Source organism: Pseudomonas sp. F(2018) (genome assembly GCF_005508865.1).
Classification (GTDB): Bacteria; Pseudomonadota; Gammaproteobacteria; order Pseudomonadales; family Pseudomonadaceae; genus Aquipseudomonas.
Genome location: NZ_SCOM01000002.1, coordinates 632464 through 645637, shown reverse-complemented (window position 1 = coordinate 645637; position 13174 = coordinate 632464). Strand labels below are relative to the sequence as shown.

18 protein-coding genes are annotated in these 13174 nt (G+C 67.4%); 3 read left to right on the top strand and 15 right to left on the bottom strand.

Annotated elements, in window-relative coordinates; translation table 11 throughout:
• Positions 1-56 precede the first annotated feature (56 nt).
• On the top strand, positions 57-671 hold the full coding sequence (locus tag FFS62_RS11125) for a hypothetical protein (RefSeq protein ID WP_137972881.1): 615 nt from the start codon (positions 57-59) through the stop codon (positions 669-671).
• Here FFS62_RS11125 and FFS62_RS11120 read toward each other — a convergent pair.
• From FFS62_RS11120 to ccmA, 10 genes are read right to left on the bottom strand one after another with little or no spacing between them, the layout of a single operon-like run.
• Positions 668-991: a hypothetical protein gene (locus tag FFS62_RS11120; protein WP_137972880.1), complete on the bottom strand. Its 324-nt coding sequence runs from the start codon at positions 989-991 to the stop codon at positions 668-670. The two genes, FFS62_RS11125 and FFS62_RS11120, sit on opposite strands and share 4 nt — an antisense overlap.
• A complete protein-coding gene (gene ccmI, locus FFS62_RS11115; protein WP_137972879.1) occupies positions 988-2184 on the bottom strand; it encodes a c-type cytochrome biogenesis protein CcmI in 1197 nt (398 codons plus the stop codon). Before ccmI ends, FFS62_RS11120 begins: the two co-directional genes overlap by 4 nt.
• Entirely contained in the window at positions 2184-2666 is a 483-nt protein-coding gene (locus FFS62_RS11110) for a cytochrome c-type biogenesis protein (RefSeq protein WP_137972878.1), read from the bottom strand. The genes ccmI and FFS62_RS11110 overlap by 1 nt, the downstream gene beginning before the upstream one ends.
• Complete coding sequence (locus tag FFS62_RS11105; RefSeq protein ID WP_137972877.1) at positions 2663-3196, bottom strand: DsbE family thiol:disulfide interchange protein; 534 nt, start codon at positions 3194-3196, stop codon at positions 2663-2665. Before FFS62_RS11105 ends, FFS62_RS11110 begins: the two co-directional genes overlap by 4 nt.
• A complete protein-coding gene (locus tag FFS62_RS11100) occupies positions 3193-5166 on the bottom strand; it encodes a heme lyase CcmF/NrfE family subunit (protein WP_137973407.1) in 1974 nt (657 codons plus the stop codon). Before FFS62_RS11100 ends, FFS62_RS11105 begins: the two co-directional genes overlap by 4 nt.
• Before the next feature lie 11 nt (positions 5167-5177).
• A complete protein-coding gene (gene ccmE / locus FFS62_RS11095; RefSeq protein WP_137972876.1) occupies positions 5178-5633 on the bottom strand; it encodes a cytochrome c maturation protein CcmE in 456 nt (151 codons plus the stop codon).
• A complete protein-coding gene (ccmD, locus tag FFS62_RS11090; protein WP_137972875.1) occupies positions 5630-5806 on the bottom strand; it encodes a heme exporter protein CcmD in 177 nt (58 codons plus the stop codon). Before ccmD ends, ccmE begins: the two co-directional genes overlap by 4 nt.
• Entirely contained in the window at positions 5803-6561 is a 759-nt protein-coding gene (locus FFS62_RS11085) for a heme ABC transporter permease (protein ID WP_171016309.1), read from the bottom strand. The genes ccmD and FFS62_RS11085 overlap by 4 nt, the downstream gene beginning before the upstream one ends.
• Before the next feature lie 13 nt (positions 6562-6574).
• Positions 6575-7246, bottom strand: a complete 672-nt coding sequence (gene ccmB, locus FFS62_RS11080) for a heme exporter protein CcmB (RefSeq protein ID WP_137972873.1) — start codon at positions 7244-7246, stop codon at positions 6575-6577.
• Positions 7243-7878 (bottom strand): cytochrome c biogenesis heme-transporting ATPase CcmA, encoded by a 636-nt coding sequence (ccmA, locus tag FFS62_RS11075; RefSeq protein WP_137972872.1) that lies wholly within the window; start codon positions 7876-7878, stop codon positions 7243-7245. Before ccmA ends, ccmB begins: the two co-directional genes overlap by 4 nt.
• Before the next feature lie 149 nt (positions 7879-8027).
• Between ccmA and FFS62_RS11070 the strand changes: the two genes are divergently transcribed.
• Together FFS62_RS11070 and FFS62_RS11065 are read left to right on the top strand one after the other, a co-directional pair.
• Positions 8028-9578 carry a flagellar hook-length control protein FliK gene (locus FFS62_RS11070; protein WP_137972871.1) on the top strand — a complete coding sequence of 517 codons (1551 nt, stop codon included), beginning with the start codon at positions 8028-8030 and terminating at the stop codon, positions 9576-9578.
• Complete coding sequence (locus tag FFS62_RS11065) at positions 9575-9919, top strand: EscU/YscU/HrcU family type III secretion system export apparatus switch protein (protein ID WP_137972870.1); 345 nt, start codon at positions 9575-9577, stop codon at positions 9917-9919. The genes FFS62_RS11070 and FFS62_RS11065 overlap by 4 nt, the downstream gene beginning before the upstream one ends.
• Here the strand turns inward: FFS62_RS11065 and FFS62_RS11060 are convergent.
• The 5 genes from FFS62_RS11060 to FFS62_RS11040 form a co-directional block, all read right to left on the bottom strand.
• A complete protein-coding gene (locus FFS62_RS11060; RefSeq protein WP_137972869.1) occupies positions 9873-10340 on the bottom strand; it encodes a rhodanese-like domain-containing protein in 468 nt (155 codons plus the stop codon). The genes FFS62_RS11065 and FFS62_RS11060 overlap by 47 nt on opposite strands.
• A gap of 119 nt (positions 10341-10459) precedes the next feature.
• Positions 10460-10864 (bottom strand): DUF2802 domain-containing protein, encoded by a 405-nt coding sequence (locus tag FFS62_RS11055; RefSeq protein WP_137972868.1) that lies wholly within the window; start codon positions 10862-10864, stop codon positions 10460-10462.
• Positions 10865-10867: 3 nt separating this feature from the next.
• On the bottom strand, positions 10868-11347 hold the full coding sequence (locus FFS62_RS11050) for a chemotaxis protein CheW (protein ID WP_137972867.1): 480 nt from the start codon (positions 11345-11347) through the stop codon (positions 10868-10870).
• A gap of 79 nt (positions 11348-11426) precedes the next feature.
• Entirely contained in the window at positions 11427-12251 is an 825-nt protein-coding gene (locus FFS62_RS11045) for a CheW domain-containing protein (protein WP_137972866.1), read from the bottom strand.
• An 85-nt stretch (positions 12252-12336) separates the two neighbouring features.
• Complete coding sequence (locus tag FFS62_RS11040; protein ID WP_137972865.1) at positions 12337-13125, bottom strand: ParA family protein; 789 nt, start codon at positions 13123-13125, stop codon at positions 12337-12339.
• Between the last annotated feature and the right edge of the window lie 49 nt (positions 13126-13174).

Here is a 13174-nt window from a genome sequence, read left to right as displayed (position 1 = left end):
CGGCCAAGAGCCGCCCCCGCGCTATGCTGGCGGCCCCGATCATGGCGAGGTGAAGGATGCTCTCGGAAACACGCTGGCAAGCGCTCTGGCAGGAACTTGGCGGCTCGGCCCCTGCCGGCAGCTTCGCTGAGCTCTCGGCGGCCTATGCCGCGCCGGACCGCCACTACCACGGCGTCAGCCATATCCAGGCCTGCCTGGCCCACCTGCAACGCTGGCGACATCTGGCCAGGGACCCGGCACTGGTGGAGCTGGCGCTGTGGACCCACGACCTGATCTACGACACCCGCCGCCAGGACAACGAGGCCATCAGCGCCGAGCGTTCCTGCCAGTGGCTGGAGGACGCAGGTCTGGGCGCACGGGCTGCAGCGCTACGCGAGATGATTCTCGCCACCCGCCACCAGCAGGCCCCGGACGACGCCGATGCGGCGCTGGTGGTGGATATCGACCTGTCGATCCTGGCCAGCGATGCGTCGGTGTATGCGGGCTACGAGGCGGCCGTGCGCGCCGAGTACGCCTGGGTGCCGGAGCCGCTGTTCCGCGCCGGCCGCGCCAAGCTGTTGCGCCAGTTGCTGGATGCACCGGCGCTCTATCACCACGCACCGCTGGCGGAGCTGTGGGAGGCGCCGGCCCGACGCAACCTGCAGGCTGCTCTGGCGAAGCTGGAGAGTTAGTCGGCGATGGTGCGGCCCAGACCGGCCGGCACACCGCTATTGTCGGTGGGCTGCCAGGGGCCGTTCGGGCTGCTGGCCCAGTTCCAGCCGCGATCCCAGCGGTAGTAGACGCGCTCGCGGTAGTACAGCTTGGTGCTGCCCTGGATCACGTACACGCCCAGCGCTGGGTCCCAGTAGGCATTGCCACCGGGTGGCGGCGCGTAGCGCGGGTGGCTCTGCTGCTTCTGCGCGGGCTCGCCGCCCTTGGGCGTGACGCCCGGCTGCAGGGCGCAGCCGCTCAGGGCGAGCAGCAGGCTCAGGGAAACCAGCGACTTGTTCATTGCGCTTGCTCCGGGCTGTCGATCAGCAGTTGCTGGGGTTCGCTGGTGCTGCTGGCGATCGGTTGACCACGGCCGACCCACTCACCCTGGGTCGCCACGCCACTGCGCGAGATTCGCGCCACCAGCTGGATCTGCGGGAAGCTGGAAAGCTTGAGTTGCTCCATCATCGCATCCTTGTCGCTCAGTTCGACCGTGGCCGGCAGGTCGGCCACGGTCAGGCGCTTGACCGCCAGCGGCATGGGCGGGCCAGACGCGGCGCGGGCGAAGACGAACACCGTATCGCCCGGCTGTACCTTGGACTTGAGTGTAGGAGCCAGATCGACGCTGACCCGGATCAGCGCCATGGATTTGTTCACCACTTCGCCCGGCGCCGGCTGGCCGGCGGCCTGCAGCTGCTCGCGGGCACGCTCGATGCCGACCTGGATCGAGGCGCGGGCCGGGTCTTCCGCCGGCATCTGCGCCGACAGGCGCTGCCAGTAGTCGATGGCCTCGGCGAAGCGCTCTTCCTCGAAGGCGGCGATGCCCAGCAGGCCGAGACTGGTGGCCTCGTTGGGGTCGGCCTTGAGCGCCTCGTCGGTGAGCGCCTGCATCTGCGCGCTCCACTGCTTGTCCGCGGCGAAGTACAACGCCTGGGCCCACAGGCCGAGCAGCTCGGGCGCGCGGCCGGCGGCGCGCACCGCCTGCTCGTAGGCCATGGCGGATTTGCCGGCGTCGCCGTTGCCCATGTAGATGCGGCCCAGGTAGTACCAGGCCTCGGCGGAATCCGGGTTGTCCTTGACCGCCTGCTCCAGGCGCGCGGTCATCTGGTCGATGCTAGGGCGATCCTGCATGGCGGCCAGGTCCTGGCTGGCGCCCCAGTGCCAGTACAGGCCGAAGGTCAGGCCCGGCAGCGCCAGGGCGATCAACAGCGGCAAGGCCTTGCCCAGCAGGCGGCCGCGGCCATTGCCGGCACCCTCGGTGTCGGCCAGCAGCTCACGCGCGGCCTCGGCCTGGCCGGCGTCGAACTGTTCGACCGTCAGCGTGCCGGCATCGCGCTGGGCGGTGAGTTCGGCCAGGCGCTCCTGGTACAGGGCGACGTTGAGAGCGGTGCGGTCTTCCTCGGCCTGGGCGCGACGGCCGTGCAGCACGGGGATCAGCAGGAAAGCCGTGCCGACCAGCAGCAGCAGGCCGACGGCGAGCCAGAATTCGATCATCAGTCTTGGGTATCCCGGGTTTCTTTCAGCAGAGCGTCCAGGCGCTCACGTTCGGCGGCGCTCAGGGCCACCTGTGCCGGCGCCTGCTCCACCTTGCGACGGCGCAGCACCAGCACGCAGAGCACGATGGCGCCCAGGCCCAGCAGGCCGAAGGGGCCGTACCAGAGCAGCCAGGTGCGGCTGTCCAGCGGCGGCTTGTACATCACGAAATCGCCGTAGCGCATGACCAGGAAATCGACGATCTCCTTGTCGCTCCTGCCCTCCTCCAGCATGCGGAAGATCTCGCGGCGCAGGTCGGTGGCGATCGGCGCGTTGGAGTCGGCGATGTTCTGGTTCTGGCACTTGGGGCAGCGCAGCTCTTCGGTGAGACCGCGGAAGCGCTCGCGCTCGACCTCGTCCTTGAACTGGTAGGTGTCGATGGCGGCGCGGGCGGCGCCGACCAGGCTCAGCCCCAGCAGGCAGGCGATCAGCAGGCGCTTCACGGTTTCTCCTCCTGCAGGGCCTGGTAACGCGGCGCCAGCTCCTTGCGCCAGACGTTCTCGTCGATGGCGCCGACGTACTTGTGGCGGATGATGCCCTGGGCATCGATCAGGAAGGTCTCCGGCGCGCCGTACACACCCAGGTTGATGCCGAGCGAGCCTTGCGGGTCGGCAACGTTGACCTGGTACGGGTCGAGGTAGTCCTTCAGCCACTTGCGCGCGGCCTCGCTATCGTCCTTGTAGTTGACCCCGTGGATCACCACGCCGGCCTCGGCCAGGCGATTGAGCATCTGGTGCTCGGCCTTGCAGGTCGGGCACCAGGTGGCCCAGACGTTGACCAGCGCCGGACCCTTGAGGTCCTTCTCGGTGATCAGGCGCTGCTCGTTCTTCAGGTCCGGCAGGCTGAAGGCCGGCAGCGGCTTGTCGATCAGCGCCGAGGGCAGCTCCTGCGGATTGAGGAACAGGCCGCGGTAGAGGAACACCGCCATGGCCAGGAACAGCGCCAGCGGCAACAGCAGGATCAGGCGTTTCATGCAGTCGCCTCCGGCATGCCCAGGACATCGCGTACGCGGCTACGCACCTTGACCCGATAGCGCGGATCGAAGGCCGCCAGCAGGCCACCGAGGCCCATCATCAGGCCGCCCAGCCAGATCCAGCGCACGTAGGGCTTGATGTGCACACGCACGGCCCAGGCGCCATTCTCCAGCGGCTCGCCGAGGGCGACGTAGAGATCGCGGGTCAGCCCGGCGTCGATGCCGGCCTCGGTCATCGGCATCTGCTGCACGGTGTACAGGCGCTTCTCCGGATGCAGCACGGCGACTTCCTCGCCATCCTGCAGCACGCGCACGGTGCCCTTGTCCGAGGTGAAGTTGGGGCCCTCGAAGTGCTTGGCGCCCTCGAAGACGAACACATAGCCGCCCAGCTCCAGGGACTCGCCCGGTGCCAGACGCAGGTCACGCTCGGCGCTGCCGTGGCTGACCAGCACCACGCCGATGGCGCACACGGCGATGCCGAGGTGCGCCAGCTGCATGCCCCAGTAGCTACTGGAGAGGCTACGGATGCCCTTCAGCAGGCCCTTGTGGCGACACTTGTCGAGCAGGTCGCGCACACCGGCCAGCAACACCCAGAAGGCCAGCAGGAACACCGCCAGCACGCTCCAGTGGAAGTCACCGAACAGCCAGCTGGCGAGGAAACCGAGCACCACACTGCCGACCAGTACCGGCGTAAGCATGCCCAGCAGCCATTGCACCGGAGTGTCCTTCCAGCGCACCAGCACGCCGACGGCCATCACCAGCATCAGCAGCGCCATCAGCGGCACGAACAGCGCGTTGAAGTACGGCGGACCGACCGACAGCTTGGCGCCGGACAGCGCATCGAGCACCAGCGGATAGAGGGTGCCGAGCAGGATCATCGAGGCCGCCACCACCAGCATCAGGTTGTTGGCCAGCAGCAGGGTCTCGCGCGACCACAGGGCGAAGCCGACCTGACTCTTGACCACCGGCGCGCGCACGGCGAACAGCGCCAGCGAGCCACCAACCACCACCAGCAGGAAGATCAGGATGAACACGCCACGCGCCGGGTCGTTGGCGAAGGCATGCACCGAGGTCAGCACACCGGAACGGACCAGGAAGGTGCCGAGCAGGCTCAGGGAGAAGGCGGCGATGGCCAGCAGCACGGTCCAGCTCTTGAACACGCCACGTTTCTCGGTCACGGCCAGCGAGTGGATCAGCGCGGTGCCGACCAGCCAGGGCATGAACGAGGCGTTCTCCACCGGGTCCCAGAACCACCAGCCGCCCCAGCCCAGTTCGTAGTAGGCCCACCAGGAGCCCAGGGCGATGCCGATGCCGAGGAAGGCCCAGGCGACTATGGTCCAGGGCCGCGACCAGCGTGCCCAGGCGGCGTCCAGCTTGCCGCCGAGCAGCGCGGCGATGGCGAAGGCGAAGGCCACCGAGAAGCCGACGTAGCCCATGTACAGCATCGGTGGATGGACGATCAGGCCGAAGTCCTGCAGCAGCGGGTTGAGGTCGCGGCCGTTGAGCGGCGCGTCCGGCAGCAGGCGCTCGAAGGGATTGGAGGTGATGATCAGGAACAGCAGGAAGCCGACGCTGATCATGCCCATCACGGCCAGCACGCGGGCCAGCATCACGTCCGGCAGTTGGCGCGAGAAGATCGCCACGGCGAAGGTCCAGCCGCTGAGGATCAGGGCCCACAGCAGCAGCGAGCCCTCGTGGGCACCCCATACCGCGCTGAACTTGTAGTACCAGGGCAAGGCGCTGTTGGAGTTGTTGGCCACGTAGGCCACGGAGAAGTCATCGGCCATGAAGGCCCAGGTCAGGCAGGCGAAGGCGAACGCCAGCATGGCGAACTGGCCCCAGGCCGCCGGCTGCGCCAGGCCCATCCACTGGCGGTCACCCAGCCAGGCGCCGATCAGCGGCAGGGTCGCCTGCACCAGGGCCAGGCACAGGGCGAGGATCAGGGCCACATGGCCCAGCTCGGGAATCATCAGCGCGGCGTTCATTGCTTGGCCTCGCCGTCGGCCGGCAGCTTGCCGCTGTCCTTCAGGGCCTTGGTGACTTCCGGCGGCATGTAGTTCTCGTCGTGCTTGGCCAGCACCTCATCGGCCACCAGCACGCCGTCGGCGCCCAGCTTGCCGAGGGCGACTATGCCCTGCTCCTCGCGGAACAGGTCCGGCAGGATGCCGCGGTAGCGGATGGTCACGTTCTTGGCGAAGTCGGTGACCACGAATTCGACGTCCAGCGAGTCGGCGGAACGCTTGACCGAACCCTTGGCGACCATGCCACCGGCGCGGATGCGGGTGTCCTGCGGCGCCTCGCCGTTGGCGATCTGGGTCGGGGTATAGAACAGGTTGATGTTCTCCTGCAGCGCGCTGAGGGCCAGGCCTACCGCGGCGGAAACGCCGACGAGGATGGCCAGGACGATGTACAGGCGTTTCTTGCGGACCGCGTTCACTGTTGCTTCTCCCGGCGCAGACGGCGCGCCTCGTCTTGCAGGTAACGCCGGCGGGCCAGGATCGGCAGCGCGACGTTGAGGGCCAGCACCGCCAGGCTGATGCCGTAGGCCGACCACACGTAGGCGCCATGGTGGCCCATGGCGAGGAATTCGGCGAAGGAGGCGAAACTCATGCCCTGCCCTCCACCAGACGGCCGATCTCGGCCTTCACCCAGCTGCTGCGGGCCTCGCGCTTGAGCACTTCGGTGCGCATGCGATAGAGCAGCACGGCGCCGAGGAAGCAGTAGAAGCCGAGTACGCAGAGCAGCAGCGGCAACCACATCTCCATGCTCATGCTGGCCTTGCCGGTGACCTTGAAGGTGGCCGCCTGGTGCAGGGTGTTCCACCACTCCACCGACTTCTGGATGATCGGGATGTTCACCGCACCGACCAGCGCCAGCACGGCGCAGGCCTTGGCCGCGCTGTCGCGGTTGGAGATGGCATTGCCCAGGGCGATGACGCCGAAGTAGAGGAACAGCAGGATCAGCATCGAGGTCAGGCGCGCGTCCCAGATCCAGTAGGTGCCCCAGGTCGGCTTGCCCCAGATGGCGCCGGTGACCAGCGCGACGAAGCACAGCCAGGCGCCGATGGGCGCGGCCTGCTGCAGGGCCACGTCGGCCAGCTTCAGCTTCCACACCAGGCCGACCAGGCCGGCCACCGCCATCATCAGGTAGCAGGACTGAGCGAGGAATGCCGCCGGCACGTGGATGTAGATGATCCGGTAGCTGTTGCCCTGATACTTCTCGGGCGGCGCGAAGGCCAGGCCCCAGACGATGCCGACGGCCAGCAGCACGACGGCAGCCGCGGCCAGCCACGGAAGCCAGCGGCCACTGCGCTCATAGAACCACTTGGGCGAACCCCACTGGTGAAACCAGGTCCATCTCATCACGGTGACTCTTTAGTTATTCGCCGACGCTGATTCGCAGCCCGGCGCCGATTGCAAAGGGTGTCAGGGTGACCGCCAGGGCAGTCAGGCTGGCCAGCCACAACAGGTGACCGGCCGCCGGCAATCCTTGCAGGGCCGCCTGCAGCGCCCCGGTACCGAGAATCAGCACCGGGATGTACAGCGGCAGAATCAACAGCGCCAGCAGCAGCCCGCCGCGCTTGAGACCGACGGTCAGCGCCGCGCCCACTGCGCCGAGCAGGCTCAGCACCGGGGTACCGAGCAGCAGCGAGGCCAGCAGCACCGGCAGGCAGCGTCCGGGCAAACCGAGCATCAGGGCCAGCAGCGGCGCCAGCAGCACCAGGGCCAACCCCGAGAACAGCCAGTGTGCCAGCACCTTGGCCAGGACCAGAAGGGGCAGCGGGTGCGACGAAAGGACCCACTGCTCCAGCGAGCCATCCTCGAAATCACTGCGGAAAAGCCCGTCCAGCGAGAGCAGCACGGCCAACAGCGCCGCTACCCAGATCAACCCGGGCGACAAGGTCTGTAACAGATTGGTCTCGGGACCGACGGCCAGCGGGAACAGGGCGATGACGATGGCGAAGAACACCAGCGGGTTGGCCAGCTCGGCCGGGCGGCGGAACAGCAGGCGCGCCTCGCGCGACAGCAGCAGGAGGAAGACGTTGTTCATGCGCTGCGCCGCCCCAGGTCCAGTTCGCGATAGCCGGCAGGCTTTTCGCTCAGGCTGTGGTGGGTGGTCAGCACCACCAGGCCGCCCTGCTCGCAATGGCGGGCCAGGTGCGCCTCCAGCTGCGCAACGCCCTGTTTGTCCAGGGCGGTGAAGGGCTCGTCGAGAACCCACAGCGGTGGCGCATCGAGATACAGGCGGGCCAGGGCCACGCGACGCTGCTGGCCGGCGGACAGGGTGTGGCAGGGCACGTCTTCGAAGCCGCGCAGACCGACCGCCTCCAGCGCCTGCCAGATGGCATCGCGTGCAGCCGGCTGATGCAGGGCGCAGAGCCAGGCCAGGTTCTCTTCGGCGGTGAGCAGGCCCTTGATGCCGGCCGCGTGGCCGATCCACAGCAGGCTGCGCCCCAGTTCGCCATGCTGGCTGGCCAGCGGCTTGCCGTTCAGCAGCACTTCACCGTAGGTCGGCTGCATCAGCCCGGCCAGCAGGCGCAGCAGGCTGGTCTTGCCGCTGCCGTTGGGACCAGACACCTGCAACAGGGTGCCGCCGGCGAGGTCCAACTCCAGGTGCTCGAACAGCAGACGCCAGTCCCGCTCGCAGGCGAGGGCAACGGCTTGGAGTCGTGGACTGATCACTGCATGGCATCCCGGAGGGGTTCAAGTCAGAGGGGGGCTGGCCGCTATACTGTGGCAAGTTGACCGTACAGCCAGCCCGAAACGGCCGGCATTATACATGCCGGGCTTTACCCTCCGAAGCCGGCTTTTTGACAGGGTGTGACCCGGCCATGGCAGAAATCAGCAGTCCTCGCCCGCTTCCCGCGACGTCGCCGGTCGTCCGCCCCGCCACGCCCAACGCCGCCGATCTGGCGGTGAAGCTGCTGCAACCCCTGGAAGGCATGCTGGCCGCCGGCGAAACCGCCAAGGCCGAGGTGCTGGCAGCCAAGGAGGTGGCGCAAAGCTTCCAGCTGCTGCTCAAGCTGACCCTGAACGGCGGCAAGCAGACCACCCTCGAGGCCAGCAGTCCACGCCCATTGGCCCAGGGCACCACGCTGGCCGTCACCGCGCTGTCCGAGACACGTCTGGCCGTGGCCCTGCAGGGTGGCGACACGCGACTGCTGACCAGCCTGGACCTGGAACAGTTGCCGGTCGGCACCCTGCTGCAGGGCAAGGTCGAATCCCGCGAGCAGATCGCCCAGCTCAAGACTCAGCAGGCGCTCTACCGGGTGGTGGTCAATCTGCTCAACACCTCGCTGTCCGGCAGCAAGCTGAGCGTGGAAACCCCACTGCCACTGCCGATCGGCAGCCTGCTCACCGCCCAGGTGCAGGGCAGCCAGGCGCTCAATTTCCTGCCGCTGAGCGGGCGCCTGGACCAGTTGGTGCTGGGCCAGCAACTGGCCGCCCAGCAGAGTCGCCAGGGCTCGCTCGAAGGCCTGTTCAAGGGCCTGCAGGGCATGGCCCAGCAGGACGGCCTGCCGACCGAGCTGCGCACCAGCATCGACAAGCTGCTCGGCATGCTGCCGGACGGCAAGCAGCTGGGCAGCGCCGAAGGCCTGGCCAAGGCCATGGAGCAGAGCGGCGTGTTTCTCGAGGCCAAGTTGCTCAGCGGGCAGACCCAGAACCTGCCGCAGGACCTCAAGGCCAGCCTGCTGCGCCTGGTCGCCCAGCTGCTGCCTACACTGCCGGGCGGCGGCCCGATGCCTTCAGCCAGCGCCGGCGGTGCACTGGCCCAGGCCATGCCCGCCTTCGTGCGCAACGCCCTCGGTGCACTCGGCCAGGCCGGCCTGCGCCAGCAGGCCATGAGCTTCCCCCTGCCCTCGCGCCTGTTGCAGTCGATGGACGAGGAAGCCGATCTCGAGGCCCTGCTGAAGCTGGCCGCCGCCGCCGTGTCGCGCCTGCAGACTCACCAGCTGTCGAGCCTGGCCCAGTCCCAGGTAACGCCCGAAGGCAACCTGCTGACCACCTGGCAGCTGGAGCTGCCGATGCGCAACCAGCACGACGTGGTGCCGCTGCAGGTGAAGCTGCAGCGTGAGGAGCCGGGCAACACCGGCAACAAGAAGGAGCAGAAGGAAACGCTGTGGCGCATCGACCTGGCCTTCGATCTCGACCCGCTGGGCCCGCTGCAGGTGCAGGCGCAGCTGCTGCGCGGCAGCCTGTCCAGCCAGTTGTGGGCCGAGCGCGCGGACACCGCGCAGCTGATCGACCAGGAGCTGGACAACCTGCGTCAGCGCCTGCTCGGCGCCGGCCTGGAGGTGGGCGAGCTGAGCTGTCGCCAGGGCATGCCACCACAAGGCCCGAAGACCAATCTGGAACAGCGCTGGGTGGATGAAACCGCATGAAGCAGGACAAAGCCCCGCGCCAGGCCATCGCCCTCTCCTACGACGGCAGCAATGCGCCCAGCCTCACTGCCAAGGGCGACGACGAGCTGGCCGAGGCGATCCTGGCCATCGCCCGCGAGTACGAAGTACCGATCTACGAGAACGCCGAACTGGTGCGCCTACTGGCGCGCCTGGAGCTAGGCGATGCGATTCCCGAGCCTCTGTACCGCACCATCGCCGAGATCATCGCCTTCGCCTGGTACCTCAAGGGCAAGCGCCCGGCCGGCTTCGTCGAGGATCCGGCGGAGCGCGACGTCACTCCGCCGTCTGACCGGCCGCTGTTGGCGGCTCCCCAGCGATAAAGGCGAACAGCTCGCCCTCCTGCCCCCGGCCCTGGGGGAAATCCAGCAGCTGCCAGGCGAAGTAGCCGGAACGGAAGTAATACACCTGCTGGAAGCCCCAGCCCACGGCCAGGCGCGCGGCCTCGGCACTCTCTGGGCAGACCTCGCTGTCGCAGTACAGAACGATGGGCATGCTGCGCGGCCAGTCCGGCCCAGACAGCTCGGCGAAGCGCTGGTCCAGCTGCAGGTGCAGAGCCCCGTGCACATGCCCCCAGCCCCATTCGCGGGCCGGACGCACATCGATGAACAGCACACCGAACTCGTAGAGCTGGCGTGCCTGCACGGCATTCACCGTGGTGGCGCCGCGAACCTCCAGCGGCGCCTCGCTGGCACCCACACTCGGCACGGCCAGGCACAACAGCAACAACAATGCAGAACGCATGGTGGCCTCCTCGGGAAGTCAGCTCCATGTATTCAGCTTAGGCAGAGGGATGTCGCGCGCTTGGAACGGTTAGCGCCGCGCGATGGGAAAGTCAGAACCGAAGGATGTAAGGGAGAGGCTCAAGAACGCTGCTTTGGCGCCTTGTGCAGGCGACTGACCAGCTCGGCCTCGGCCTGGGTCAGGCCGCAGGAATGGGTCAGGTCATCGACGCTGGCGCCCATCCCCACCAGGCGGGCGGCCTGGGTGAAGGACAGGCTGGAAGGATCGCGCTGCTCCATCTGGTTCAGCTTGTCCGGCAGCGGCGCCACCACGCGGCGCAGCTCATGCAGCTCTTCGCCCATGCGGATGCTACCGGTGAGGTAGGCATCCAGGCGGCGGGACAGTTCTTTCAAGCGTTGATCGCGGAGAGCGTCGCGCTCCTTCTGCAGCTCCGCCTGCTGACGCAGCTTCAGCGACAACTGATAGCAGAAGCCGGCAAGCAGCACGCTGAACACGCCGAGCACGGCCACCGCGATCTCCAGCATGGGTCAGATGCTCTCCAGCTCGGACCACTCTTCCTCGCTCATCATCTTGTCCAGTTCGACCAGGATGAGCAGCTCGCCATTCTTGTTGCACACGCCCTGGATGAACTTGGCCGATTCCTCGTTGCCCACGTTCGGCGCGGTCTCGACTTCCGATTGGCGCAGGTAGACGACCTCGGCGACGCTGTCGACCAGGATGCCGACCACCTGCTTGTCCGCCTCGATGATGACGATGCGGGTGTTGTCGGTGACCGGCGCCGGCGACAGGCCGAAGCGCTGGCGGGTGTCGATCACGGTGACCACGTTGCCGCGCAGGTTGATGATGCCCAGCACGTAGGTCGGGGCGCCCGGAACCGGAGCGATCTCGGTGTAGCGCAGCACTTCCTGCACCTGCATCACGTTGATGCCGTAGGTCTCGTTATCCAGGCGGAAGGTTACCCACTGCAGAATCGGATCTTCGGAACCTTGCGCTGACGATTTCTTCATGTCCCTAGCCTCGGTCAAGTTCGCGGGTGTGCCCGCTTGTCGTTAACTATAGAGCCCCGCACGGAACGGGGCGTTGCATTCAATTCGCGCGGATCGCTCCGTTGCGCGTGGCGCCGCTGGCGATCAGCTCGGCCAGGGCCGAGACGTCCAGCAGCGCGCACATGTGTTCGATCACCGTACCGGCCAGCCAGGGGCGTTGCGAGCGCTGGCTGCGCCATTTGATCTCGCTCGGGTCCAGGCGGATCGAGCGGCTGACCTGGTGCACGGCCAGGCCCCACTCATAGCCCTGCACGGAAATCACGTACTGCAGGCCGTCGCGGAAGTCTTCGCGGTAGCGCTCGGGCATCACCCAGCGCGCCGTGTCCAGTACCTTCAGATTGCAGTCCTGACCCGGCAGCAGGCCGAGGAACCAGTCCGGCTGACCGAACAGCGGGGTCAGCTCGGTACCCGCCAGCGGGTGAATGGTGCCCAGGCACACCAGCGGCACGGCCAGCGTCAGGCCGGCCACGTCGAACAGCAGGCATTCGAAGGGCTCTTCTGCCCAGCTCGGCCGTCCGTCCAGGCTCGGCGAAGCGACCGGTGTCGGCGCCTGCGCCTCCTGCACTTCGACTTCGGGCTCGGCAGGTGCCACAGGCACCTCGATGACCGGGGGCACTTCCGGCATGCGCAGTTCGATGGTCGGCAGCACCTGCGGCTTGGCTTCCGCCAGGGCCAGCGGCCTGGCCAGTACCGGCTTGGCCTCGACGCGACGAGCGTCGCGCACCTGCTCCTCGAGCACGGCGGCCTCGAACTCGTCGAAACTCAGCTCCTGTTCCAGCTCGACAGCCGCGTCCTGCAGCAGCGCATCCAGGTAGGACTGCAGGGTCTGCTGTGGGCGAGTGGCGGTGGCGGCGGTACGGCTCATAGGGAGTTCCACGAAATAGGTCTTATAGACTATCGGCAGGGTTGGCCGATGACTTGAACCGGTCTGATCAGCATAGCCTGCTCCGTCAGGCTACCTGACTGGCCGGTTGCCCCGCCAGCAGGTGCTTGAGCAGCGCGCGATAGGCGATGACGCCGCGGCTGTTGTTGTCGAACTGGGAGGGCGTCTGCCCTGCCCGGCTGGCGTCGCGCAGACGCGTATCCACCGGCACGTAGGCCTGCCACAGGTGTTCTGGATAGGAATTGCGCAGCACCCGCAGGGTATTCAGCGAAGCCTGGGTGCGGCGGTCGAACAGCGTCGGCACGATGGTGTAGGGCAACGGCTGCTTGCGCGAGCGATTGATCATGGCCAGCGTGCTGACCATGCGCTCCAGCCCCTTCACGGCGAGAAACTCGGTCTGCACCGGGATCACCAGCTGCTGGCTGGCGGCCAGGGCGTTGACCATCAGCACGCCGAGCAGCGGCGGACTGTCGATGATGGCATGGTCGAACTTTTCCCACAGCTGCGCCAGGCTCTTGGCGACCACCAGGCCCAGGCCGTTCTGCCCCGGAGACTGGCGCTCCAGGGTCGCCAGCGCGGTGCTGGACGGCAGCAGGGAGATGTTCTCGTGGCTGGTCGGCAGCAGCAGGCGCGCCGGCAGGCCGTCCGGCACCGTACCCTGGTGCAGGAACAGATCGAAGCTGCTGTGCTCCAGGCTATCCGGATCATGGCCGAAATAGCTGGTCATCGAACCATGTGGGTCGAGGTCGACCACCACCACGCGCTTGCCGGCATCGGCCAACAGGCCTGCCAGAGCGATGGAGGTGGTGGTCTTGCCGACTCCACCTTTTTGATTGGCTATTGCCCAGACTTTCATCTTCTTCGTCCTCCCGGCCTGGCCGTCCCCCTGCCGAGAACTGGATGAC